The sequence below is a fragment of the Streptomyces scopuliridis genome (assembly GCF_042790125.1).
Classification (GTDB): Bacteria; Actinomycetota; Actinomycetes; order Streptomycetales; family Streptomycetaceae; genus Streptomyces; species Streptomyces scopuliridis_A.
In genome coordinates, this window is sequence record NZ_JBHTZS010000020.1 from 84,800 (window position 1) to 108,102 (window position 23,303).

At 69.3% G+C, this 23,303-nt stretch carries 22 protein-coding genes; all 22 read right to left on the bottom strand.

Annotated features, from left to right (window positions below; genetic code table 11):
• Nucleotides 1-41: 41 nt before the first annotated feature.
• Complete coding sequence (locus tag ACFRKB_RS26555) at nucleotides 42-488, bottom strand: DUF2550 domain-containing protein (protein WP_365975147.1); 447 nt, start codon at nucleotides 486-488, stop codon at nucleotides 42-44.
• A gap of 127 nt (nucleotides 489-615) precedes the next feature.
• Nucleotides 616-990, bottom strand: coding sequence for a F0F1 ATP synthase subunit epsilon (locus ACFRKB_RS26560; RefSeq protein ID WP_365975148.1), 375 nt, complete (start codon nucleotides 988-990; stop codon nucleotides 616-618).
• Between the two features lie 123 nt (nucleotides 991-1,113).
• Entirely contained in the window at nucleotides 1,114-2,568 is a 1,455-nt protein-coding gene (atpD, locus tag ACFRKB_RS26565) for a F0F1 ATP synthase subunit beta (protein WP_383108955.1), read from the bottom strand.
• A 3-nt stretch (nucleotides 2,569-2,571) separates the two neighbouring features.
• The gene (locus ACFRKB_RS26570; protein WP_383108957.1) at nucleotides 2,572-3,534 is read right to left on the bottom strand and encodes a F0F1 ATP synthase subunit gamma; all 963 of its coding nucleotides are present in this window, start codon (nucleotides 3,532-3,534) and stop codon (nucleotides 2,572-2,574) included.
• 20 nt (nucleotides 3,535-3,554) lie between these two features.
• A complete protein-coding gene (gene atpA, locus ACFRKB_RS26575; RefSeq protein ID WP_382517750.1) occupies nucleotides 3,555-5,150 on the bottom strand; it encodes a F0F1 ATP synthase subunit alpha in 1,596 nt (531 codons plus the stop codon).
• A 180-nt stretch (nucleotides 5,151-5,330) separates the two neighbouring features.
• Nucleotides 5,331-6,146: a F0F1 ATP synthase subunit delta gene (locus ACFRKB_RS26580; RefSeq protein ID WP_383108958.1), complete on the bottom strand. Its 816-nt coding sequence runs from the start codon at nucleotides 6,144-6,146 to the stop codon at nucleotides 5,331-5,333.
• Complete coding sequence (locus tag ACFRKB_RS26585) at nucleotides 6,143-6,697, bottom strand: F0F1 ATP synthase subunit B (RefSeq protein WP_383108959.1); 555 nt, start codon at nucleotides 6,695-6,697, stop codon at nucleotides 6,143-6,145. Before ACFRKB_RS26585 ends, ACFRKB_RS26580 begins: the two co-directional genes overlap by 4 nt.
• Before the next feature lie 41 nt (nucleotides 6,698-6,738).
• A complete protein-coding gene (atpE, locus tag ACFRKB_RS26590) occupies nucleotides 6,739-6,984 on the bottom strand; it encodes an ATP synthase F0 subunit C (protein WP_129771293.1) in 246 nt (81 codons plus the stop codon).
• Between the two features lie 73 nt (nucleotides 6,985-7,057).
• Entirely contained in the window at nucleotides 7,058-7,828 is a 771-nt protein-coding gene (gene atpB, locus ACFRKB_RS26595; RefSeq protein WP_383109010.1) for a F0F1 ATP synthase subunit A, read from the bottom strand.
• A 276-nt stretch (nucleotides 7,829-8,104) separates the two neighbouring features.
• Nucleotides 8,105-8,542: a hypothetical protein gene (locus tag ACFRKB_RS26600; RefSeq protein WP_365975154.1), complete on the bottom strand. Its 438-nt coding sequence runs from the start codon at nucleotides 8,540-8,542 to the stop codon at nucleotides 8,105-8,107.
• A gap of 274 nt (nucleotides 8,543-8,816) precedes the next feature.
• Nucleotides 8,817-10,178 (bottom strand): MraY family glycosyltransferase, encoded by a 1,362-nt coding sequence (locus tag ACFRKB_RS26605; protein WP_383108961.1) that lies wholly within the window; start codon nucleotides 10,176-10,178, stop codon nucleotides 8,817-8,819.
• 145 nt (nucleotides 10,179-10,323) lie between these two features.
• Entirely contained in the window at nucleotides 10,324-11,580 is a 1,257-nt protein-coding gene (locus tag ACFRKB_RS26610; RefSeq protein ID WP_383108962.1) for a serine hydroxymethyltransferase, read from the bottom strand.
• Between the two features lie 237 nt (nucleotides 11,581-11,817).
• Nucleotides 11,818-12,477, bottom strand: a complete 660-nt coding sequence (locus tag ACFRKB_RS26615; protein ID WP_382664987.1) for an arsenate reductase/protein-tyrosine-phosphatase family protein — start codon at nucleotides 12,475-12,477, stop codon at nucleotides 11,818-11,820.
• Entirely contained in the window at nucleotides 12,474-13,121 is a 648-nt protein-coding gene (locus ACFRKB_RS26620) for an L-threonylcarbamoyladenylate synthase (protein WP_365975159.1), read from the bottom strand. Before ACFRKB_RS26620 ends, ACFRKB_RS26615 begins: the two co-directional genes overlap by 4 nt.
• Nucleotides 13,122-13,231: 110 nt before the next feature.
• Nucleotides 13,232-14,071 carry a peptide chain release factor N(5)-glutamine methyltransferase gene (gene prmC / locus ACFRKB_RS26625; RefSeq protein ID WP_365975219.1) on the bottom strand — a complete coding sequence of 280 codons (840 nt, stop codon included), beginning with the start codon at nucleotides 14,069-14,071 and terminating at the stop codon, nucleotides 13,232-13,234.
• 96 nt (nucleotides 14,072-14,167) lie between these two features.
• The gene (gene prfA, locus ACFRKB_RS26630; protein ID WP_129771287.1) at nucleotides 14,168-15,247 is read right to left on the bottom strand and encodes a peptide chain release factor 1; all 1,080 of its coding nucleotides are present in this window, start codon (nucleotides 15,245-15,247) and stop codon (nucleotides 14,168-14,170) included.
• Nucleotides 15,248-15,349: 102 nt separating this feature from the next.
• Entirely contained in the window at nucleotides 15,350-15,571 is a 222-nt protein-coding gene (gene rpmE / locus ACFRKB_RS26635; RefSeq protein ID WP_030352007.1) for a 50S ribosomal protein L31, read from the bottom strand.
• Nucleotides 15,572-15,769: 198 nt separating this feature from the next.
• Nucleotides 15,770-16,870 (bottom strand): LCP family protein, encoded by a 1,101-nt coding sequence (locus tag ACFRKB_RS26640; RefSeq protein ID WP_383108964.1) that lies wholly within the window; start codon nucleotides 16,868-16,870, stop codon nucleotides 15,770-15,772.
• A 304-nt stretch (nucleotides 16,871-17,174) separates the two neighbouring features.
• Nucleotides 17,175-19,241 (bottom strand): transcription termination factor Rho, encoded by a 2,067-nt coding sequence (gene rho / locus ACFRKB_RS26645; protein WP_383108965.1) that lies wholly within the window; start codon nucleotides 19,239-19,241, stop codon nucleotides 17,175-17,177.
• A 394-nt stretch (nucleotides 19,242-19,635) separates the two neighbouring features.
• On the bottom strand, nucleotides 19,636-20,553 hold the full coding sequence (gene thrB, locus ACFRKB_RS26650) for a homoserine kinase (RefSeq protein ID WP_365975220.1): 918 nt from the start codon (nucleotides 20,551-20,553) through the stop codon (nucleotides 19,636-19,638).
• Between the two features lie 298 nt (nucleotides 20,554-20,851).
• Nucleotides 20,852-21,934 carry a threonine synthase gene (gene thrC / locus ACFRKB_RS26655; RefSeq protein WP_365975164.1) on the bottom strand — a complete coding sequence of 361 codons (1,083 nt, stop codon included), beginning with the start codon at nucleotides 21,932-21,934 and terminating at the stop codon, nucleotides 20,852-20,854.
• A 7-nt stretch (nucleotides 21,935-21,941) separates the two neighbouring features.
• On the bottom strand, nucleotides 21,942-23,243 hold the full coding sequence (locus ACFRKB_RS26660) for a homoserine dehydrogenase (protein ID WP_383108966.1): 1,302 nt from the start codon (nucleotides 23,241-23,243) through the stop codon (nucleotides 21,942-21,944).
• Between the last annotated feature and the right edge of the window lie 60 nt (nucleotides 23,244-23,303).

Sequence of the window (23,303 nt, forward strand, 5' to 3'; positions counted from 1 at the left end):
CTGACGTCACAGCCGCTGAGCCCCCGGCAGGAGTACGGGGCTCAGGCCACGTTCACCCGCTGTCCGGGCGGAGCCGCCTCCAGCCAGGCGAGAAAGCCGGTGAGGGCGTCATCACTCATCGCCAGCTCCAGCCGGACCCCGCTGTGCGCACAGCCCAGGATGACCGCGTCGGAGAGCAGCGCCAGCTCCTCCTCGCCCTCGGGCGCGCGGCGCGACAGCACCTCGATCGCGGAGCGCTCCAGCGTACGGCGCGGGCGCGGGGCGTAGGAGAAGACCCGGAACCAGTTGATGCGGTCGCCGTTGTAGCGGGCGACGCCGTACACCCAGCCCTTGCCCGAGCGATCGGGCTCCGCCGGCACGTTCCAGCGCAGACTGCAGTCGAACGTACCGCCGGAGCGCTGGATCAGCCGCCGGCGCAGACCGAAGACGAAGAGCCCCACCGCAACCAGTACGACGACCGTTCCGCAAATGAGCAGAGCGAGGACCATCAAACACCGACCTCCTCGCCTCATTCAGTACCGGAACAGGAACCGCACCCGCATCGCCTCAGCCGCGACCCGGTCCGGAGGGATCCGGAACGAGCCGCGGCTGAGGATAAATCAGTGGTGACTGCGCTCAGCGCACCGCCACCGCACGCAGTCGGACGTCGGCGCGCCGTTCGGCGGCATCGTCGTCACCCGACTTCGCGCGTTCCAGCGCACGCTCGGCGCGCTGGGTGTCGATCTCATCCGCCAGCTCGGCGATCTCCGCCAGCAGCGAAAGCTTGTTGTCGGCGAACGAGACGAAACCGCCGTGCACAGCGGCCACGACCGTTTCGCCCTCACTCGTACGAATGGTCACCGGGCCCGACTCCAGCACACCGAGCAGCGGCTGGTGACCGGGCATGACGCCGATGTCGCCGGACGTGGTGCGCGCGACGACCAGGGTGGCCTCGCCGGACCAGATACTGCGGTCAGCGGCGACCAGCTCGACATGCAGCTCAGCAGCCAAGGGTGGCTCCTCGGGTCACCACCCGGCCGTATCGCCGGGTGTTGGCTTCAATTCTATGGGGTGTCGATAAGCGCGCGACGGAGGGGGGCGGGAGGTACCCGCCCCCCTCCGTGCGCCGACGGGTCAGGAGACGCCGAGTTCCTTGGCCTTGGCCTTCAGGTCCTCGATGCCACCGCACATGAAGAACGCCTGCTCGGGGAAGTGGTCGTACTCCCCGTCACAGATCGCGTTGAACGCGGAGATCGACTCGTCGAGCGGCACGTCCGAACCGTCCAGGCCGGTGAACTGCTTGGCGGCGTGGGTGTTCTGCGACAGGAAGCGCTCGACACGACGGGCCCGGTGGACAACGAGCTTGTCCTCCTCGCCCAGCTCGTCGATACCGAGGATCGCGATGATGTCCTGGAGGTCCTTGTACTTCTGCAGGATTCCCTTGACGCGGCTGGCCGCGTCGTAGTGCGCCTGCGAGATGTAGCGCGGGTCCAGGATGCGGGACGTCGAGTCCAGCGGGTCCACCGCCGGGTAGATGCCCTTCTCCGAGATCGGACGCGACAGCACGGTCGTCGCGTCGAGGTGCGCGAAGGTCGTGGCCGGGGCCGGGTCGGTCAGGTCGTCCGCGGGGACGTAGATCGCCTGCATCGAGGTGATCGAGTGACCGCGGGTCGAGGTGATGCGCTCCTGGAGCACACCCATCTCGTCCGCCAGGGTCGGCTGGTAACCCACCGCGGACGGCATACGGCCGAGCAGCGTGGAGACCTCGGAACCGGCCTGGGTGAAGCGGAAGATGTTGTCGATGAAGAGCAGCACGTCCTGCTTCTGCACATCGCGGAAGTACTCCGCCATGGTCAGCGCGGAGAGCGCCACACGCAGACGCGTGCCCGGCGGCTCGTCCATCTGGCCGAAGACCAGCGCGGTCTTGTCCAGCACGCCCGAGTCGGTCATCTCGTCGATGAGGTCGTTGCCCTCACGGGTGCGCTCACCGACACCGGCGAACACGGAAACACCGTCGTGCAGCTTGGCCACACGCATGATCATTTCCTGGATGAGGACGGTCTTGCCGACGCCCGCACCACCGAACAGACCGATCTTGCCGCCCTTGACGTACGGGGTCAGCAGGTCGACGACCTTCAGGCCGGTCTCGAACATCTCGGTCTTGGACTCGAGCTGGTCGAAGGCCGGGGCCTTGCGGTGGATCGGCCAGCGCTCCGTGATCTGGGACTCGGCCTCGGGCTCGTTCAGGATCTGACCGAGGGTGTTGAACACCTTGCCCTTGGTCACATCGCCGACCGGCACGGTGATGCCGTCGCCCGTGTCGGTCACCGGGGCCTGGCGCACCAGACCGTCGGTGGGCTGCATCGAGACCGCGCGGACCAGTCCGTCGCCCAGGTGCTGGGCGACTTCGAGGGTCAGCGTCTTGAGCTTGCCCTCCTCGGCCGGGTCCGCGACCTCGACGTGCAGCGCGTTGTAGATGTCCGGCATCGCGTCGACGGGGAACTCCACGTCGACGACCGGGCCGATGACCCGGGCAACGCGGCCTGTGGCCGTGCTTCCCGGGGTGGCCGCCTCAACAGTGGTCGTCATGATCTATTCACTCCCCGCGGTCGCGTCGGCCAGGGCGCTCGCGCCACCGACGATCTCGCTGATTTCCTGGGTGATTTCGGCCTGGCGGGCCGCGTTGGCAAGCCGGGAAAGGCTCTTGATGAGGTCCCCGGCGTTGTCGGTCGCCGACTTCATCGCGCGGCGGGTGGCAGCGTGCTTGGAAGCAGCGGCCTGGAGCAGCGCGTTGTAGATACGGCTCTCGACGTAGCGCGGCAGCAGGGCGTCGAGGACGTCCTCCGCCGACGGCTCGAAGTCGAAGAGCGGAAGGATCTCGCCCTTCCCCGTGGCGGCAGCCGCTGATGTTCCCGTCGAGTCCTCAGCCGTCCCCGCGGCGGCAGCCGCTGATGTCTGCGTCAGGCTGAGCGGCAGCAGCCGGCGCTGTACCGGCGTCTGCGTCAGCATCGAGACGAACTCGGTGAAGACGATGTGGAGCTCGTCCACGCCGCCCTCGGCCGTGTCCTGCTGGACGGCCGCGATCAGCGGCGCCGCGACCTGCTTGGCGTCCGCGTACGTCGGGCTGTCGGTGAAGCCGCTCCACGAGTCCGTGACCTTGCGCTCACGGAAGCCGTAGTAGGCGACACCCTTGCGGCCGACGATGTACGTGTCGACCTCCTTGCCCTCACCGCGGAGCCGCTCGGTGAGCCGCTCCGCCGCCTTGATGGCGTTCGAGGAGTAGCCGCCGGCCAGTCCGCGGTCGCTCGTGACGAGCAGGACCGCGGCGCGGGTCGGCGTCTCCGCCTCGGTGGTCAGGGGGTGCTTGGTCGTCGACCCCGTCGCCACCGCGGTGACCGCGCGGGTCAGCTCGGTCGCGTACGGAGTGGAGGCCGCCACCTGGCGCTGCGCCTTGACGATGCGCGAGGCGGCGATCATCTCCATCGCCTTGGTGATCTTCTTGGTCGCGGTGACGGATTTGATGCGACGCTTGTAGACCCGGAGCTGGGCTCCCATGAGTCAGGTCCCTTCCGTCGTCACTTGGAGACGTTGACGGCCGGCGCGTCGTCGCCGAGGAGCTTGCCGTCCGAGGTCTCGAACTGCCGCTTGAAGGCGGTGATGGCGTCCGCGATCGACTGGATCGTGTCGTCGGACATCTTGGCGCCCTCGGCGATGCTGGTCAGCAGGTCCTTGCGCTCACGGCGCAGGTACTCCAGCAGCTCGCTCTCGAAGCGACGGATGTCGGCGACCGGTACGTCGTCCATCTTGCCGTTGGTGCCGGCCCAGACGGAGACGACCTGCTCCTCCACCGGGAACGGCGCGTACTGCGGCTGCTTCAGCAGCTCGACCATGCGCTTACCGCGCTCCAGGGACGCCTTGGACGCCGCGTCCAGGTCGGAACCGAAGGACGCGAACGCCTCCAGCTCACGGTACTGGGCGAGGTCCACACGCAGTCGGCCGGAGACCTGCCGCATGGCCTTGTGCTGGGCGGAGCCACCGACTCGGGAGACCGAGATACCGACGTTCAGCGCGGGCCGCTGGCCGGCGTTGAACAGGTCGGACTCCAGGAAGCACTGTCCGTCGGTGATGGAGATGACGTTGGTCGGAATGAACGCCGACACGTCGTTGGCCTTCGTCTCGACGATCGGGAGACCCGTCATCGAACCGGCGCCCATGTCGTCGGAGAGCTTGGCGCAGCGCTCCAGCAGACGCGAGTGCAGGTAGAAGACGTCGCCCGGGTAGGCCTCACGGCCCGGCGGACGGCGCAGCAGCAGGGACACGGCGCGGTAGGCGTCGGCCTGCTTCGAGAGGTCGTCGAAGATGATCAGGACGTGCTTGCCCTGGTACATCCAGTGCTGGCCGATGGCCGAGCCGGTGTACGGCGCCAGGTACTTGAAGCCGGCCGGGTCGGACGCGGGGGCGGCGACGATCGTCGTGTACTCAAGAGCGCCCGCCTCCTCCAGCGCACCGCGGACACCCGCGATGGTGGAGCCCTTCTGGCCGATGGCGACGTAGATGCAGCGGACCTGCTTGTTGGTGTCGCCCGAGCGCCAGTTGTCGCGCTGGTTGATGATCGTGTCGACGGCCAGAGCGGTCTTGCCGGTCTGCCGGTCGCCGATGATCAGCTGACGCTGGCCACGGCCGATCGGCACCATGGCGTCGACAGCCTTGTAGCCGGTCTGCATGGGCTCGTGGACCGACTTACGGACCATGACGCCCGGGGCCTGCAGCTCCAGGGCGCGGCGGCCCTCGGTCTCGATCTCGCCGAGGCCGTCGATCGGGTTGCCGAGCGGGTCGACCACGCGACCCAGGTAGCCCTCGCCGACAGCGACGGAGAGGACCTCGCCGGTACGGGTGACCGACTGACCCTCCTCGATACCGCTGAACTCGCCGAGGATGATCGAACCGATCTCGCGCTCCTCAAGGTTGAGGGCGAGGCCGAGGGTGCCGTCCTCGAACTTCAGCAGCTCGTTCGCCATGGCCGAGGGAAGACCCTCGACCTTCGCGATGCCGTCGCCGGCCACGCTGACCGTACCGACCTCCTCGCGCGAGGCCGCGTCCGGCTTGTACGACTGGACAAAGTTCTCCAGCGCGTCCCGGATCTCCTCCGGCCGGATCGTGAGCTCCGCCATCTGGGTTCCCTGCTCTCCTTGTTGGGCCCGAAGTTTCTTTGGGGGTCTGCGGGTCTGGGGGCGACCCCCAGGAATCTTCTGCAATTTCTGCACGGCCCAACCGGGCCGCTGGTGTTGCTCTGTTCTGTTGCCGACGTCCGTTGTCCCGCCTGCGTCCGCGGACGGCTCCGCCGTCCGTCGTCAGCCCGCGAGTCGCCGTTCCGCCTCTTCGAGACGGTCCGCGACGGTGCCGTTGATGACCTCGTCGCCGACCCGCACCGAGATCCCGCCGAGGACCTCGGGGTCCACGTCCAGGTTCAGATGCATCGGGTGGCCGTACAGCCTGGCCAGAGCGGCGCCGAGACGCTGCTTCTGCCCGTCGCTGAGCGGCACGGCCGAGGTGACGACGGCGACCATCCGGTCCCGGCGCGCCGCGGCGAGCCGGGACAGGGTCTGGAGACCCGCTTCCAGGCTACGTCCCCGGGGCCGGGTCACGAGACGCGCTACCAGACGCTCGGTGGCCGGAGTGGCCCGGCCGCCCAGCAGACCGTCCAGGAGCCCGGTCTTGGCCGTGGCCGTCGCCGACCTGTCGGTCAGCGCGGACCGCAGCGCGGGGCTGGACTCGACGATCCGGCCGAACCGGAACAGCTCGTCCTCCACGTCGTCCAGCGAACCGGCCTGCTGCGCGGCGGTGAGCTCGGCGGTCGCCGAGAGCTCCTCCACCGAGTCGACCAGGTCACGCGGCTGCGACCAGCGGGAGCGGACCATGCCGGAGACCAGGTCGGCGGCCGGACCGCCCACCTGACCGCTCAGCAGCCGTCCGGCCAGCTCGGCCTTGGCCTCGCCGGCCTGCGCCGGGTCGGTCAGGACCCGACGCAGCGAGACCTCACGGTCGAGCAGCGCGGTCACGGCGGCCAGGTCCTCGGCGAGCTTCGCCGCGTCGACCGACGTGCTGTCGGTCAGCGCGTCGAGACGCTCACGCGCGGCGGCCAGCGCCTCGCGGCTCGCTCCGTTCATCGCGTGGCCTCGGCCTTCGAAGCGCCGTCCTCGAGCTCGTCGAGGAAGCGGTCGATGGTGCGGCTCTGCCGGGCGTGGTCCTCAAGGGACTCCCCGACGAGCTTGCCGGCCAGTTCGGTGGCGAGCTTGCCCACGTCCTGGCGCAGCGAGCTGGCCGCGGACTTGCGGTCGGCCTCGATCTGGGCGTGACCGGCGGCGATGATCTCTTCACGCTGCCGCTGGCCTTCCGCCCTCATCTCCTGGATGATCGCGGTGCCCTGCTCGGTCGCCTCCTGGCGAAGCCGAGCGGCCTCGTGCCGGGCTTCGGCGAGCTGCGCCTTGTACTGCTCAAGGACGCTCTCCGCCTCCGTCTTGGCGGCGTCGGCCTTCTCGATACCGCCCTCGATGGCCTCGCGACGCTCTTCCAGAACCTTGTTGATGTTCGGGAGGAGCTTCTTCGCGAGGAAGAAGAAGACGATGGCGAAGGCGATCAGCCCGACGAGGAGCTCCGGTCCGGGCGGGATGAGCGGGTTCTGCTGCTCCTCCGCCGCCAGGGATACCAGCGCGTTCACATCATTGCCTTTCGTCGTAATGGGCTATTCGTCCCAGAACGTCAGCTGCCGTAGACGAACGGCATGACGATGCCGATGAGCGCGAGCGCCTCACAGAAGGCGAAGCCGAGGATCTGGTTGGTACGGATCAGGCCGGCGGCCTCGGGCTGACGGGCCAGCGCCTGGGTGCCGTTACCGAAGATGATGCCGACGCCGACGCCGGGGCCGATGGCCGAGAGACCGTACCCGATGGAGCCGAGGGCCTTGAGGTCACCGGTGACGGCGGCGAGGTTCGAGAGAGCGGACATGCCGGTTCTTCCTTCTCTTTCACGGACCGGTGGGGGTTGGCCACCGGACGACAGGGTTGAGTGTGGGGAGGGTTCAGTGACTCTCGGCGAGTGCGCCCTGCAGATAGGTGCAGGCCAGGAGTACGAACACGTAGGCCTGGATGGCCTGGACGAACAGCTCGAAGACGATCATGCCCATGGTCATCACGAACGAGACGCCGGCGGCCGGGATGAGGAAGCCGTTCAGCAGGTACCAGCTGGCGACGGTGAACATCACGAGCAGCAGGTGACCGGCGAACATGTTGGCGAAGAGCCGGACCATGTGTGTGAACGGCCGGACGAGGACGTTCGAGAAGAACTCGATGAGCACGACGAGAGGCAGGACCGGGCCGAGCGACTTGTCGTAGCCGGTGACGTTCTTCAGTCCGCCGACGAATCCGTGGCGCTTGAACGTCACGGACATCCACATCAGGTACACGATGAGCGCGAGACCCGCCGGGTAGGCGATGACGGAGGCGACCGGGAACTGGGCGAGCGGAACGACCGACCAGATGTTCATGATCCAGACGAAGAAGAACAGCGAGACCATGAACGGGACGTACTTCTCGCCCTCGCGCTTGCCCAGCGTCTCGTAGACGATGCCGCGGCGGACGAAGTCGTAACCGGCCTCACCGATCATCTGGACCTTGCCGGGGATCAACTTCGGCTTGTTGAAAGCCATCCAGAAGAATCCGACCACGATCACCGAGGCGAGCAGCGCCAGAAGCATCGTCTTGTTGAAGTAGAAGCCGCCGACCTCGACGATCGGCTTGAAGAGGAAGGAGTGCAGGCCCGGAGCCGGAAAGCCGCAGCCGTTGTCGGCCAAAATGCGGCAACTCCAGTCGAAGGCGAGCGTCGTCTGGTCAGCACTCACCGCGGGCTCCTTCAGAGTGGCGCATAGGTACGGCAACCTCGTTGTGTCGGTGCGGCGCAGGGCCGCGGTTCGGCACCGGACAGGTCTTACAGGTGTGGGAGCGGCAGCTCTCGGGCTTCAAGCCTCGCGTGAGAACAGGCGTCAGCTCGGATGCCCGCGCCCGCAATGCCGCAGTTGGAACCGGACGATAGCAGGGTTCCGAACGGGTACTTATCCCGGCCCTACCTCTCACGCCGACGACCCCGTCTTCTCGGCCTTACCGGCAGACGAAGACTCGGGTTCGACGTAAAGGATCTTGGCCTTCATGTGCGCACGCGCCTGAGCGGAAACCCACGCGACGGTCGCCACGATCAAGGTGATGGCGAACGCCTTCGGGTGGAACAGGGTGGTGTTCTTGAACAGGGCCACGAAGATGAACAGCAACAGGATCTGGGCCGTGTAGAGCATCAGCCCCATGGCCTGGAACAACTGCGGCAGTGACTTCGCCGTCCGCTGGAGGACGACCAGCCCGATACCCATGAAGAGGATGACCACCAGCGTGCCGACGGCGGCTCCCAAAGCCCCCTTGCCCCCCGCGACCACACCGCTGACCACGGCGGCGACAACACCGACGGCAGCAGTGGGCACGGCGGTGTGAAGGAGGTTCCGGACGTCGTTGGACGGCATGGCGGCAGCTCCGCTGAATGGGTGGGGCAGATGGTGTCGTCATGGACGAGCGTAGGCCCGGTCCGAGAGAGGGTTTCTCGGGCCAACGGACCGTCGCACTACGGTCCTTCGGCTCTGTCGCCGGGTCTCGTGAACAGTATCACAAACTATTTGATGAGGTCTTTACCATGGGGGTGTGCTAACTGTCACACATGAGAGTTAACCCGCGCGTGTGCGCAGGACAGAGGTGTGACTTGTCTGGTATTGGGCACCGACGAGTGTAATGGCCCCAGGCTCAGCGCCTGGAATCAGCCTTTCTTCTGTCGGAAAAACGCGAACGAGCGCCGAGGGCGGTCGCCCCGTTGACGCCGGCGGGAACAGGCGTACGCTCCGCCGCCACCCCCTGCGCCCCCACCGGCTCGGGGACCGGCTCCGGAACGATCTCCTCGATCTCCTCGTGCGAGCCGTCCGGCTCGGCCGCCGCCCGCTTGCGGCGCCGGTAGCGCGGCGGTACGAAGGCCTGCGCCCAGAGCGGGGCCCGCGGTGTGAAGCGCGGCAGCAGCAGAAGCACCAGCCCCACCGCGCTCAGCACGACGACGACCGGCAGGATCCACATCGACGCCGAGTGCACCGAGTACAGGACCACACCGAACGCGATCAGGGCCGACCAGAAGTACATGATCAGGACGGACCTGCTGTGCGAGTGACCGATCTCCAGCAGCCGGTGGTGCAGATGGCCCCGGTCGGCGGCGAACGGCGACTGGCCGTTCCAGGCGCGGCGTACGACGGCCAGCACCAGGTCCGCGAACGGGATCGCGATGATCGTCAGCGGCAGCAGCAGCGGGATGAAGACCGGCAGGGCCGCGTGCGTGGCCGCGCGCCCCGACCCCTCGAAGACCTTCAGGACATCCAGGTCGACCTGCCCCGTCACGGAGATCGCGCCCGCCGAGAGCACCAGACCGATCAGCATCGATCCCGAATCGCCCATGAAGATGCGCGCCGGATGCATGTTGTGCGGCAGGAAGCCCACACACATGCCCATCAGGATCACGGCGAAGAGCGTGGCGGGGGCGGCGGCCTCGATGCCGTACCCGTACCAGAGCCGGTAGGTGTACAGAAAGAAGGCGGTGGCGGCGATGCAGACCATGCCGGCCGCGAGGCCGTCGAGACCGTCCACGAAGTTGACGGCGTTGATGGTGATCACCACCAGCGCGACGGTGAGCAGTGTGCCCTGCCAGGAGGTCAGCGAGACCATGCCGATACCGGGCACCGGGATCCACAGGATCGTCAGACCCTGCATCACCATCACACCGGCGGCGATCATCTGGGCACCCAGTTTGATCAGCGCGTCGATCTCGAACTTGTCGTCGAGGACACCGATCAGCCAGATCAGCGCGGCGCCGGAGAGCAGCGCGCGCGGCTCGTTGGAGAGCTCGAACACCCCGTTGAGGTTCTGCAGATTGTCGGCGACGAGCAGTCCGGCGCACAGGCCGAAGAACATGGCGATACCGCCGAGCCTCGGCGTCGGTTCGCGGTGCACGTCGCGGGCGCGGATCTCCGGCATCGCTCCCGCCGCGATGGCGAACTTCCGCACCGGGCCGGTCAGCAGATAGGTCACCGCAGCCGTCACACAGAGCGTCAGCAGGTAATCACGCACGGGCTGCCCCACAGGAATCGCTGGCCATCTCAGCCCCACACACTAGCCCGCCCCGGATCCACCGATGGAAACCGAGTCGCGTTATGAGCGAGGACTACACAATGAGCGAGATGGTTGCACGGCTTCCCGCCCCTGGATGTTTCATTCAGGAAAGGGTCCCATACGGCGGAAAACGCCCGGTCAGGCTCCGCACTTCACCGCGGACCCGCCGAGCCTCCGCAACATCCTCACGCAGCGCCGCGGCGAAGAGGGCCGCGATCCGGCGCATTTCCGCCTCTCCCATGCCCTGGGTGGTCACCGCAGCGGTGCCCAGCCGGATGCCGCGCCCGTCCGCGTAGGGCAGCGCGCAGGTGTCCAGCACCATCCCGGCGGCGGCCAGCCGGCCGCGGGCCGTTCTGCCCTCCACTCCCAGGGGCGAGGGGTCGGCGGTGATCAGATGCGTATCGGTACCACCCGTAGTGATGAGGAAACCCTCCGTGGCCAACGCCTCGGCCAGCGCACGGGCGTTGGCGACGACCCGGTGCGCGTACGCCGTGAACGCGGGGGCCGCGGCCTCCCCGAAGGCGACACCCTTGGCCGCGATCGTGTGCATCTGCGCGCCGCCCTGGGTGAACGGGAACACGGCCCGGTCCACGCGCTCCGCGTACTCCTCGCCGCACAGGATCATCCCGCCGCGCGGCCCGCGCAGCACCTTGTGCGTCGTCGCGCACACGACATCGGCGTACGGCACGGGATTGGGCGCCGCTCCCCCGGCGACCAGCCCGATCGGATGGGCGGCGTCCGCGATCAGATACGCCCCGACGTCGTCGGCGATCTCGCGGAACGTCTCGTAGTCGATATGCCGGGGATACGAGATCGAGCCGCACACGATGGCCTTGGGCCGGTGCGTCCGCGCCAGCTGGTGCACCTGCGCGTAGTCGATGATCCCGCTCTCCGCGTCGACCCCGTACCCGACGAAGTCGAACCAGCGGCCGGAGAAGTTGACGGGCGCCCCATGGGTGAGATGCCCCCCGTACGGCAGCCCCATGGCCAGCACGGTGTCTCCTGGCCGCAGCAGGGCGGCGTACGTGGCGAGGACGGCGGACGACCCGGAGTGCGGCTGTACGTTGGCGTGCTCGGCCCCGAACAGCGCCTTCGCCCGCGCGATCGCGATCCGCTCGGCCGCGTCGACCAGCTCACATCCGCCGTGGTGGCGGGCGCCGGGATAGCCCTCGGCGTACTTGTTGGCGAGCGGGGAGCCGAGCGCGGCGAGAACGGCGGGGGACGTGAAGTTCTCGGCGGCGATCAGCTGAAGGCTGTCCGCCTGCCGGCGCGTCTCCCCGAGGATCACCTCGGCCATCTCGGGATCCTGCCGCCGCAGGACGTCCGGCGCGGTCGTGGGGGAGGCGGTGACGACTGCCATGGCGGACTCCGGACCTCGGAGGGGGTGCGTGCCTTCCAATGTAGGCCGGTGGGAACGCCGATGCGCGATGGCGAGGCCGCCTGGCTCCCGCCGCCCGCCTCCACGTCCGCCGGCGAGTGAGCCGAAGGGCGCGCCGCTGTCGAAAGGGAGAGCGCGCGGAGGTTCCCGAGGTACGAGGGAATCGAGCACGGTCGACCGTCGACAGTGGCATGAAGCGCCCGGAGGTGAACCGAGCCCTCAAAAAAGGGGGGGCCGCGCCGGGACCCCCGTCAGGGCCGTCACGACCGGGTCCAGCGCCTGGTGGATCTCCTCGCCGATCGAGCGGAAGAACGTGATGGGCGCGCCGTACGGGTCGTAGACCTCGTCCGCCTCCGCCGTGGGCGCCAGCAGCCAGCCGCGCAGCGCCGCCGCCGCGCGGACCAGTGCGCGGGCGCGCTCGACCACCCCCTCGTCGAGGGGGTCCGGCAGCGTCGCCGGGTCTATGGCGCGCACCAGCCGGGTGAACTCCTTGAGCGTGAAGGTGCGCAGCCCCGCCGAGTGGCCCATGGAGATCACCTGGGCGCGGTGGTCGCGGGTCGCGGTGAGGACCAGGTCGGCGCGGATGACGTGTTCGTCGAGCAGTTCGCGGCCGACGAAGCCGGAGGCGTCCGCGCCGAAGTCGGCGAGTACGGCTTCGGCGTTGGCCTCCATGGCGGCGCCCTCGTGCCCCCAGGTGCCCGCGCTCTCCACGATCAGGCCGCCGGTGAGCCGCTCACCGAGGCGGACGGTCAGGGCATGCCGGTTCAGCCGCTCGGTGATGGGCGAGCGGCAGACGTTGCCGGTGCTGACGTGGAGGATGCGGAAGGTGTTGCCGGTGAATGCGGTCTCCGCTATGCCACGCCCCTCAGGGGCGGTCAATTGGCCACCTCAAGGTCGGGTACCACCTTGCGGAGCTCCTCCGCGTCCAGGGCACCGGCCCGCAGCAGCACCGGGACCGCGCCGGTGACATCGACGATCGAGGAGGGAACGTTGCCGGGCGTCCGGCCGCCGTCGAGATAGACGGAGACGGCGTCCCCGAGCATCTCCTGCGCGGCGTCGCAGTCCTCGGGCGCCGGGTGTCCCGTGAGGTTGGCGCTGGAGACGGCCATCGGGCCGACCTCGGTGAGCAGTTCGATGGCGACGGGGTGCAGCGGCATCCGGATGGCGACGGTGCCACGGGTGTCCCCCAGGTCCCACTGGAGGGACGGCTGGTGCTTGGCGACGAGGGTGAGCGCGCCGGGCCAGAACGCGTCGACCAGCTCCCAGGCCTGCTCGGAGAAGTCGGTGACGAGGCCGTGCAGGGTGTTCGGGGAGCCGATCAGGACAGGGGTGGGCATATTGCGGCCGCGCCCCTTGGCCCCCAGCAGATCGGCGACGGCCTCGGAGCTGAAGGCGTCCGCGCCGATCCCGTAGACGGTGTCGGTGGGCAGCACGACCAGCTCACCACGGCGGACGGCCGACGCGGCCTCGCGCAGACCCGTCGTACGGTCGGTCGCGTCGTTGCAGTCGTATCGCCGTGCCATTTAGCCGGCCCTCCTGTGGTCTGATGCCCGGTTCACTGCCGGTGCGGCGGTCTCTGCGGCGGTCTCAGCGGTGCTCGGTGCGGCTGTAGCGGTCACGGTCGCCGTCGCGGTCACGGCATGGCCTTACGGGCCGTCGCGAAGCGCGGCCTCTTGTTCAGATCGGGGTGGTCGGCGGCGTCCGCCCAGCCGGATTCCTCGCTGAAGATCCACGGCACCTGGCCGCCCTGGGTGTCCGCGTGTTCCACGACGACCAGACCGCCGGGCCGCAGCAGCCGGTGCGCGGTGCGTTCGATGCCGCGGATCGTGTCGAGGCCGTCCTCGCCGGAGAAGAGGGCCATCTCCGGATCGTGGTCACGGGCCTCGGGGGCGACGTACTCCCATTCGGTCAGCGGGATGTACGGCGGGTTGGAGATGACCAGATCGACCTGGCCGTCGAGCTCGGGAAGGGCGCTCAGAGCGTCTCCCTGGTGGACGGTGACCCTGGACCCCTCCGCGTTCTTCCGCGTCCAGGCGAGGGCCTGCTCGGACAGCTCCACGGCGTGTACGCGCGAGCGCGGCACCTCCTGTGCCATGGCGAGCGCGATCGCGCCGGAGCCCGAGCACAGGTCGACGATCAGCGGCTCCACGACGTCCATGGCGCGTACGGCGTCTATCGCCCAGCCGACGACCGACTCGGTCTCCGGGCGCGGCACGAACACGCCGGGGCCCACCTGGAGCTCCAGATAGCGGAAGAAGGCGCGTCCGGTGATGTGCTGGAGCGGCTCGCGGGCCTCGCGGCGGGCCACGGCCTCCCAGTAACGGGCGTCGAAGTCCGCGTCCTTGACGTTGTGCAGCTCTCCCCGCTTGACGCCGTGCACATACGCGGCGAGCTCCTCCGCGTCGAAGCGCGGCGAGGGCACGCCCGCGTCCGCCAGCCGCTGGGTGGCCTGGGCCACCTCGGCGAGCAGCAGGCTGCTGCGGCTGGCGGGCCCGCGACGGAGCCGCTGAGGGTCGCTGTGCCCACCGGGAAGTGGCTGCACGCTGGTTCCTCCGGACTGCGAGAGTGGTTACTGGGCGGCGGCGAGCTTCGCTGCCGAGTCGGCGTCGACACAGGCCTGGATGACCGCGTCCAGGTCTCCGTCGAGCACCTGGTCCAAGTTGTACGCCTTGAAACCGACGCGGTGGTCGGAGATCCGGTTTTCCGGGAAGTTGTACGTCCGGATCTTCTCGGACCTGTCGACCGTCCGCACCTGGCTGCGCCGGGCGTCCGCCGCGTTCTTCTCCGCCTCCTCCTGCGCCGCCGCGAGCAGCCGCGAGCGAAGGATACGCAGTGCCTGCTCCTTGTTCTGGAGCTGGCTCTTCTCGTTCTGGCAGGAGGCGACGACGCCGGTCGGCAGATGGGTGATGCGGACGGCGGAGTCGGTGGTGTTGACGGACTGGCCGCCGGGCCCCGAGGAGCGGTAGACGTCGATCCGCAGATCGTTCGCGTGGATCTCGACGTCGACCTCCTCGGCCTCGGGCGTGACGAGCACACCGGCGGCGGAGGTGTGGATTCGGCCCTGCGACTCGGTGGACGGCACGCGCTGGACGCGGTGCACCCCGCCCTCGTACTTCAGCCGCGCCCAGACGCCCTGTCCGGGCTCGGTCGCGCCGTTGCCGCCCTTGGTCTTCACCGCGACCTGGACGTCCTTGTAGCCGCCCAGTTCGGATTCGGTGGCGTCGATGATCTCGGTCTTCCAGCCGACGCGCTCCGCGTACCGCAGATACATGCGCAGCAGGTCGCCGGCGAAGAGCGCGGACTCGTCGCCGCCCGCGCCGGCCTTGACCTCCAGGATGACGTCCTTGTCGTCGCTGGGGTCGCGCGGTACGAGCAGCAGTCGGAGCTTCTCGGTCAGCTCTTCGCGCTGCTTCTCCAGCTCCTTGACCTCGGCGGCGAAATCGGGATCGTCGGCCGCGAACTCGCGGGCGGTCACGATGTCCTCGCCGGTCTGCTTCCAGGAGCGGTAGGTGCCGATGATCGGGGTGAGCTCGGCGTAACGCTTGTTGAGCTTGCGCGCGTGTCCCTGGTCCGCGTGGACCGACGGGTCGGCGAGCTTCTTCTCCAGATCGGCGTGCTCGCCGATCAGTTCCTCGACCGCCTCGAACATCGGGGGCTCCTGGTTTTTCGTACGAAAGGTGCTTCGGGACGCCAAAGCGCCGGTCCCGGCGCCCCGGTCAACGGGGCACCGAGAACCGGCGCGGGGTGCTCGCTACTTCTTGGCGGCGGCGGCCTTGCCGAAGCGGGCCTCGAAGCGGGCCACGCGGCCACCGGTGTCGAGGATCTTCTGCTTGCCCGTGTAGAACGGGTGGCACTCGGAGCAGAGGTCGGCACGGATGGTGCCGGACTCGATGGTGCTCCGGGTGGTGAACGACGCACCGCAGGTGCAGCTGACCTGGGTCTCGACGTACGCGGGGTGGATGTCGCGCTTCAAGGGGTTCTCCTAGGGAACATCCCCGCGCGGGGGCGGGGAGGGCGCCGGGTCGCACGTGCGGAGTGCTCGTGCGTGAACCGGGACCGACGTACCAGTCTGCCAGGACCGGCCGTATCTCCCAAAACGGGGGTGCGGCGGAAAGTATTCCGGATTCCGGCGCACACCTGTGGAAAAGCCGGTGCCCGCCGACGGGCCCTGTCAGCGGTCCCCGACGACGCCGTTCGTGTCGCCCCGGTCGCCCGCGGAGTCCTTGGTCGCGGAGGCGGGGATGGGCTTGTCCTCCCTGAGCGCCTTCCAGACCTGCTGGTCGGCGGCCTGGAGGGGCAGTACGCGGTTCCGGTCGGCGGGGTCGTACTGGACCGGGAGCGTGATCATCTTGATGTCCTTCGCCCCCAGGTCCTTGAGTCCGTCGGCGAATCCGATCAGTTTGTCGACCGAATCGAGCTGGGAGTCGGGCCTGATCGCGCGGGTGGCGGTGTCGGCGAGGTCGTAGAGCTTCTTCGGGCTGCTGAACAGGCCGATGCTCTTGACCTGCTCGATCAGCGCCTTGACGAACGCCTGCTGGAGCTCTATCCGGCCCAGGTCGCTGCCGTCGCCGATGCTGTGGCGGGTCCGTACGAGACCGAGGGACTGCTCACCGTCCAGGGTGTGGGTGCCGGGCGCGAGCGTCAGATGGCTCTTGGGATCGTCGATGGCCCGCGTGGTGGTGATCTTCACGCCGCCGAGCTGGTCGACGAGCTTCTTGAAACCGGTGAAGTCGACCTCGATGTAGTGATCCATGCGGATGCCGGACATCTGCTCGACGGTCTTCACCGCGCACGCGGGGCCCCCGACCTCGTACGCCGTGTTGAACATGGCGAACCGCGCGCCGGGTACGGCGGCGCCCTGGGAGTCGGTGCAGTCGGGGCGGTCGATCAGGGTGTCCCGCGGTATCGAGACGACACTGGCGCTTCTGTGGCCTCTGTGGACGTGGACGATCATCGCGGTGTCCGAGCGGGCGCCGCCGCCGTCCTTGCCGTACACGGCGTTCGCGCCGGACCGGGAGTCCGAGCCGAGCACGAGGATGTCCTCGGAGCCGTTGTCGGGGTCGGGCGGGCGGTCGCGGCCCAGCTGGGCGTTGATGTCGATGCCCAGGATGTTGCCGTTGAGCTTGAAATAGACGTAACCGATCCCGGACCCGCCGAGGAGAACCAGACCCGCGGCGCACCACGCCACGACGGTGGTCGCGCGCCGGCGCTTGCCCGGGGTCTTGCGGCGCTTGTCGCCGCCACGTATTCGGCTGTCGCTCCGGTCGGTCATGGTCTCCCTCTGTCCGTCGCGCCGATTCCGTTACCTCCCGCCGGGCGATGTGGGGCATTTCGTCACCACTTGTACAGATAGTGAAGCATCAGGAAGGGGGGCACAGCACGCGGTGGCCGTCCCGGGCTCGGCAGGTGAGAGAGCCTGCCGGGGCGCTGCGCCGCCCGGGTGAGGGCGCCGGTGGTCACCCACGTCTTCGGCGTACGGAGCCGCCCACGGGCCGGCCAGGGCCTGTACAGGGGGCCCGGAGACGGAAAACCGCCCCCTCGCCGGAGCGAGAGGGCGGTTTCCGTGAGTGTCACCGTCAGTCGTTGCCGTTGCCGTTTCCGGGGCCGGGCGTCGTCTTCTGGATCTGGAGCAGGAACTCCGCGTTCGACTTCGTCTGCTTCATCTTGTCCAGCAGCAGCTCGATCGCCTGCTGCTGGTCCAGCGCGTGCAGCACCCTGCGCAGCTTCCAGACGACGGCGAGCTCGTCGCTGCCGAGCAGGATCTCTTCCTTACGGGTGCTGGACGCGTCCACGTCCACCGCCGGGAAGATGCGCTTGTCGGAGAGCTTCCGGTCGAGCTTGAGCTCCATGTTGCCGGTGCCCTTGAACTCCTCGAAGATCACCTCGTCCATCCGCGAGCCGGTCTCGACCAGCGCGGTGGCCAGGATGGTCAGCGAGCCGCCGTCCTCGATGTTGCGCGCCGCACCGAAGAAGCGCTTCGGCGGGTAGAGCGCGGTCGAGTCGACACCACCGGACAGGATGCGTCCGGAGGCGGGAGCCGCGAGGTTGTACGCACGGCCCAGACGAGTGATGGAGTCCAGCAGGACGACCACGTCGTGACCCAGCTCCACCAGGCGCTTGGCGCGCTCGATGGCCAGCTCGGCGACGGTGGTGTGGTCCTCGGCCGGGCGGTCGAAGGTCGAGGAGATGACCTCGCCCTTGACCGACCGCTGCATGTCGGTGACCTCTTCGGGCCGCTCGTCGACGAGGACGACCATCAGATGGCACTCGGGGCTGTTGACCGTGATCGCGTTGGCGATGGCCTGGAGGATCATGGTCTTACCGGTCTTCGGCGGGGCCACGATCAGACCGCGCTGGCCCTTGCCGATGGGGGCGACCAGGTCGATGATCCGCGTCGTCAGCACACCCGGGTCGGTCTCCAGCCGGAGCCGGTCCTGCGGGTAGAGCGGCGTCAGCTTCTGGAACTCCGGCCGGCCGCGGCCGGTTTCGGGCGCCATGCCGTTGACGGAGTCGAGGCGGACCAGCGCGTTGAACTTCTCGCGGCGCTCGCCTTCCTTGGGCTGGCGGACCGCGCCGGTGACATGGTCACCCTTGCGCAGACCGTTCTTGCGGACCTGGGCGAGCGAGACGTACACGTCGTTCGGACCGGGCAGGTAGCCGGAGGTCCTGATGAACGCGTAGTTGTCGAGGATGTCGAGGATGCCCGCGACGGGGATCAGCACATCGTCGTCGGCGACCTGCGGCTCACCGGGGCCGAACTCGTCGCGCCCGCGACGGCCGCGGCGGTCGCGGTAGCGCCCGCGACGGCCGCGCCGGCCGCCCGCCTCGTCGTCGAAGTCGTCCTGCGGGCCGGTGTTCTGGCCGCCGCCCTGCTGCTGACCGCCCTGGCCGCCGCCGCGGTTGTCGCGCTGCTGACGGCCGCCGCCCTGCTGCTGACCGCCCTGGCCGCCCTGCTGGTCGTCGCCCTTGCCCCGCCGGTCGCGCTGACGGTCACGGCGGTCGCCGCGCTCGCCGCGGTCACGGTCGCCGCGCTGGCCGCGGTCCTGGCGCTCGCCGCGCCGCCCGTCGGCCTCGGCCTGCGCCGAGCCGGCGGCGGACGCGGAGACGGCCACCTCGGCCTTGGCGTCGGGCTGGGCCTCGACCTTGACATCGGCCGGGGCCTCTGCCGTGGCGGTCTCGGGGCTGCCCGCCTGCGCGGTCGCCCGGCGACGGCGGCGCTCGCCCGTCGGCTGATCGTCACTGGCGGGCTGGCCGGGGATGTCGATCTGCTGCTGGGCCACGGCCTTCTCGGCCTTGCCGGTCTTCTCCTCGGCGGCCTCGCCCGTACGGGCCTTGGAGGTCGCGCGCCGCTTCGGCTTGGTCTCGGCGTCGGCGCTGCCCGCGTCGGCGCTCTTGGCGGCGGACGAGCCCCCGGCCTGCGCCTCCTTGATGACCTCGATCAGCTGGCTCTTGCGCATCCGCGCGGTGCCCCTGATCCCGAGGCCTGACGCGACCTGCTGCAGCTCGGCCAGGACCATGCCCTCAAGGCCGGTGCCGGAGCGGCGGCGCCGTGCGGTGGTGCCAGTGGCAGCACCTTCGGCGGGCGCGGTCGTGTCGACAGTGCTGTCGGCAGTCACGCCCATCAGATCGGTGGTGTCGCTCACGAAGGGTCCTTCCCTGGAGCGGACGTCGGCCTTCTGGCTCGGCGACCGGTTGTGCTGTCCGACTGCGGTCCTGTCTTGTGGACCGTGCCGGGGCGGTGGTCCCGCCGGGTATGGCGGAGAGATCTGCAAACGTGCATACGTGCCATGGGTCCGGCCCGAGGTCCCCCTGCTCGGCCCACCGCTGGGAAAAACGGGGGGTGTCGCGCCGGTTCCGGTGCGTGCTCAAAACTGCTCAGGCAGGCTGCTCAGGCAGTCGGGGAGGCTCCCGGAAGAAGGGTGGTCCCGAAGCGGGACACGAAGCACCGCGCCTCAAAGACGTCGGTTGCAGACTTGAGGTTAACACTACCGGCTCCAACAAACATTCCCCCTCTCACTCACCGGCAATCTCCTGTGACTACGAGCCGAGCGGCAGAACGCTCGTCCCCGCGGCGTCGAGGGCGAGACGATTGGCCGCCCACCCCTCGCCCGCCAGCCGTGCGACCTTGTCGGCCGCACCGTCCTCGACCAGCGCGAGGACCGTGGGGCCCGCGCCGGAGATGACCGCGGGGACGCCGTCCGCGCGCAGTCGGTTGACCAGCGCGACGCTCTGCGGCATCGCGGGGGTCCGGTAATCCTGGTGCAGCCGGTCCTCGGTGGCCGGCAGCAGCAGCTCCGGGCGCCTGGTCAGGGCCTCGACGAGCAGGGCCGCGCGACCGGCGTTGACCGCCGCGTCCACATGGGGGACCGTGCGCGGCAGCAGGCCGCGCGCGGTCTCGGTGAGAACCGGGCTGCCGGGCACGAAAACCACCGGAACGATGGAATCGGCGGGCTTCATCCTGATGGCGCGCGCCGCCCCGCCGTCCATCCAGGCCACCGTGAATCCGCCGAGCAGACAGGCGGCGACATTGTCGGGGTGGCCCTCGATCTCGGTGGCCAGTTCGAGCAGCGCCGCGTCGTCGAGCCGGGCGTCGCCGCCTATGGTCACCGCGCGGGCCGCCACGATCCCGGCGCAGATCGCGGCGGACGAGGAGCCCAGACCGCGGCCGTGCGGGATGCGGTTGGCGCAGACGACCTCCAGGCCGCGCGGCTGCCCGCCGAGCAGTTCGAAGGCCGTGCGCAGGGACCGTACGAGCAGATGGTTCTCGTCGCGGGGAAGCGTCTCGGCGCCCTCGCCCGCGATGTCGATATGCAGACCGGAGTCGGCGACGCGGACGACCACGTCGTCATAGAGCCCCAGCGACAGGCCGAAGGCATCGAAGCCCGGGCCGAGATTGGCGCTGGTGGCGGGGGTGCGCACCCGTACGGCGGCGGCGCGGAACGCGGGACCGGCCATCGCTCTGACGACTCTCCTCATGGCTGCGGGACTACAGGGGTGGTGACTGTGGGACTGGCGGGATTCGGCTGCGAGACAGGGACGGCTGCGAGATGTCCGTGGACATACGGAACGCCCGAGGGCCACAGGGGCTACAACGCCGTGGCATATGCGGCGGGGCGGGTTGAGTACAGCCTATCGAAGGAAGGTTCCATGGCGACATAGGGCGCACAGGAGGCGCACGATGCGTGTCGCATGGCTCCTGTGCGCCGACGCGGGCGCACAGGAGCGGGACCGTGCCCGTGCGGGCGCCCAGGGCCTAGGCCAGGCCGAGGCGCTGGGCCGCCGCGACCGCGTCCACCGGTACGGTGACCGGCTGCGGCGCCCCCGCGACCGCCCAGTCCGGGTCCTTGAGGCCGTTTCCGGTCACGGTGCAGACGATGCGCTGGCCGGGGTCGACCTTGCCCTCCTCCGCCGCCTTGAGCAGACCGGCGACGGAGGCGGCCGAGGCGGGCTCGACGAAGACGCCCTCCTGGGAGGCCAACAGCCGGTAGGCGGCCAGGATCTGCCGGTCCGTCACCTCGTCGATGAAGCCGCCGGACTCGTCGCGGGCGGCCAGCGCGTACTGCCAGGACGCCGGGTTGCCGATCCGGATCGCGGTGGCGACCGTGTGCGGGTCCTTGACGATCTCGCCGCGCACGATCGGGGCGGAGCCGGACGCCTGGTAGCCCCACATACGCGGGGTGCTCGCGGCGGGGCCGTCGGCGGCGTACTGGGTGTAGCCCTTCCAGTACGCCGTGATGTTGCCGGCGTTCCCGACGGGCAGCACATGAATGTCGGGGGCGTCGCCCAGCGCGTCCACGATTTCGAAGGCGGCGGTCTTCTGACCCTCGATGCGTACCGGATTGACCGAATTGACCAGCGCCACCGGGAAGTTGTCGGACAGCGAGCGCGCCAGCGTCAGACAGTCGTCGAAGTTGCCCTCGACCTGGAGGATGCGCGCGCCGTGGACCAGCGCCTGGCCCATCTTCCCGAGCGCGATCTTCCCCTGGGGTACGAGCACGGCGCAGACCATTCCGGCGCGTACCGCGTAGGCGGCGGCCGAGGCCGAGGTGTTGCCGGTGGAGGCGCAGATGACCGCCTGGGCGCCCTCCTCCTTGGCCCGGGTGATGGCCATGGTCATGCCACGGTCCTTGAAGGATCCCGTGGGGTTGGCGCCCTCGACCTTGAGATGAACCTCACACCCCGTGCGCTCGGACAGCACCTGCGCGGGGACGAGCGGCGTACCACCTTCACGGAGGGTGACGACCGGCGTCGTGTCCGTCACCGGGAGGCGGTCCCGGTACTCCTCGATGATGCCGCGCCACTGATGGGTGCCCTCGCGGGCGCCGATGCTGGTCATGGGTCCCTTACTCCCCTTCAACACGCATGATGCTGGCGACACCGCGCACGGTGTCGAGCTTGCGCAGCGCTTCGACGGTCCCGGAGAGGGCGGCGTCTGGCGCGCGGTGGGTGACGACGACGAGGGCGGCCTCGCCGTTGCCGTCCTGTCGGCCCTTCTGGCGTACCGTGTCGATCGATACACCATGCTCGGCGAAGACCGTGGCGACCTGGGCGAGTACGCCCGGTTTGTCGGCCACGTCGAGGCTGATGTGATAGCGCGTCACGACCTCGCCCATGGGGCTCACGGGCAGCTGCGTGTACGCCGACTCGCCGGGGCCCGTGGCCTCGTTGAGCTTGTTGCGGCAGACGGCGACGAGATCGCCGAGCACGGCGGAGGCCGTCGGGGAGCCGCCCGCGCCGGGGCCGTAGAACATCAGCTGTCCGGCCGCCTCGGCCTCGACGAAGACCGCGTTGTACGCCTCGCGCACGGAGGCGAGCGGATGGCTGAGCGGGATCATCGCCGGGTGGACCCGCGCGGTGACGGACCGGCCGTCGGCGGCGCGCTCGCAGATGGCGAGGAGTTTGACGGTGCAGCCCATCCGTTTCGCCGAGGCGAGATCGGCGGAGGTGACCTCCGTGATGCCCTCGCGGTGCACGTCGTCGAGGCCCACCCGGGTGTGGAAGGCGATCCCGGCGAGGATGGCGGCCTTGGCGGCGGCGTCGAAGCCCTCGACATCGGCGGTCGGGTCGGCCTCCGCGTAGCCGAGGGCAGTGGCCTCGTCGAGCGCCTCGGAGTAGCCGGAGCCGGCGGTGTCCATCCGGTCGAGGATGAAGTTGGTGGTGCCGTTGACGATGCCGAGGACCCGGTTCACCTTGTCCCCGGCGAGGGACTCGCGCAGCGGCCTGATCAGCGGGATGGCGCCGGCGACGGCCGCCTCGAAGTACAGATCCCGGCCGTGCCGCTCGGCCGCCGCGTACAGCGTCGCGCCGTCCTCGGCGAGCAGCGCCTTGTTGGCGGAGACGACCGAGGCGCCGTGCTCGAACGCGGTGGTGATCAGCGTACGGGCGGGCTCGATCCCGCCGATGACCTCGACGACCACATCGATGTCGCCGCGCTTGACCAGCGCGGTCGCGTCGGTGGTGATCAGCGCGGGGTCGATGCCCTCACGCACCTTGGAGGGGCGCCGGACGGCCACCCCGGCCAGCTCGACCGGGGCCCCGATCCGTGCCGCGAGGTCGTCGGCGTGCGTCGTCACGATGCGCGCCACCTCTGAGCCGACCACTCCACAGCCCAGCAGCGCCACCTTCAGCGGACGCGTACGCATCATCCGACCTACGCCTTTCATCCATCACAGCTGTTTAAAGCAGGAATCCGAACCAGTCTCACT

Coding starts and splice junctions, on each gene's coding strand:
- ACFRKB_RS26660 (WP_383108966.1), bottom strand. CDS start 23,243: ATGATGCGTACGCGTCCGCTGAAGGTGGCGCTGCTGGGCTGTGGAGTG.
- ACFRKB_RS26620 (WP_365975159.1), bottom strand. CDS start 13,121: ATGGCACGGCGATACGACTGCAACGACGCGACCGACCGTACGACGGGT.
- ACFRKB_RS26570 (WP_383108957.1), bottom strand. CDS start 3,534: ATGGGAGCCCAGCTCCGGGTCTACAAGCGTCGCATCAAATCCGTCACC.
- thrC (WP_365975164.1), bottom strand. CDS start 21,934: ATGACCAGCATCGGCGCCCGCGAGGGCACCCATCAGTGGCGCGGCATC.
- atpD (WP_383108955.1), bottom strand. CDS start 2,568: ATGACGACCACTGTTGAGGCGGCCACCCCGGGAAGCACGGCCACAGGC.
- atpA (WP_382517750.1), bottom strand. CDS start 5,150: ATGGCGGAGCTCACGATCCGGCCGGAGGAGATCCGGGACGCGCTGGAG.
- atpE (WP_129771293.1), bottom strand. CDS start 6,984: ATGTCCGCTCTCTCGAACCTCGCCGCCGTCACCGGTGACCTCAAGGCC.
- thrB (WP_365975220.1), bottom strand. CDS start 20,553: ATGGCCGGTCCCGCGTTCCGCGCCGCCGCCGTACGGGTGCGCACCCCC.
- ACFRKB_RS26580 (WP_383108958.1), bottom strand. CDS start 6,146: ATGAACGGAGCGAGCCGCGAGGCGCTGGCCGCCGCGCGTGAGCGTCTC.
- ACFRKB_RS26640 (WP_383108964.1), bottom strand. CDS start 16,870: ATGACCGACCGGAGCGACAGCCGAATACGTGGCGGCGACAAGCGCCGC.
- ACFRKB_RS26555 (WP_365975147.1), bottom strand. CDS start 488: ATGGTCCTCGCTCTGCTCATTTGCGGAACGGTCGTCGTACTGGTTGCG.
- ACFRKB_RS26600 (WP_365975154.1), bottom strand. CDS start 8,542: ATGCCGTCCAACGACGTCCGGAACCTCCTTCACACCGCCGTGCCCACT.
- ACFRKB_RS26610 (WP_383108962.1), bottom strand. CDS start 11,580: ATGGCAGTCGTCACCGCCTCCCCCACGACCGCGCCGGACGTCCTGCGG.
- prfA (WP_129771287.1), bottom strand. CDS start 15,247: ATGTTCGAGGCGGTCGAGGAACTGATCGGCGAGCACGCCGATCTGGAG.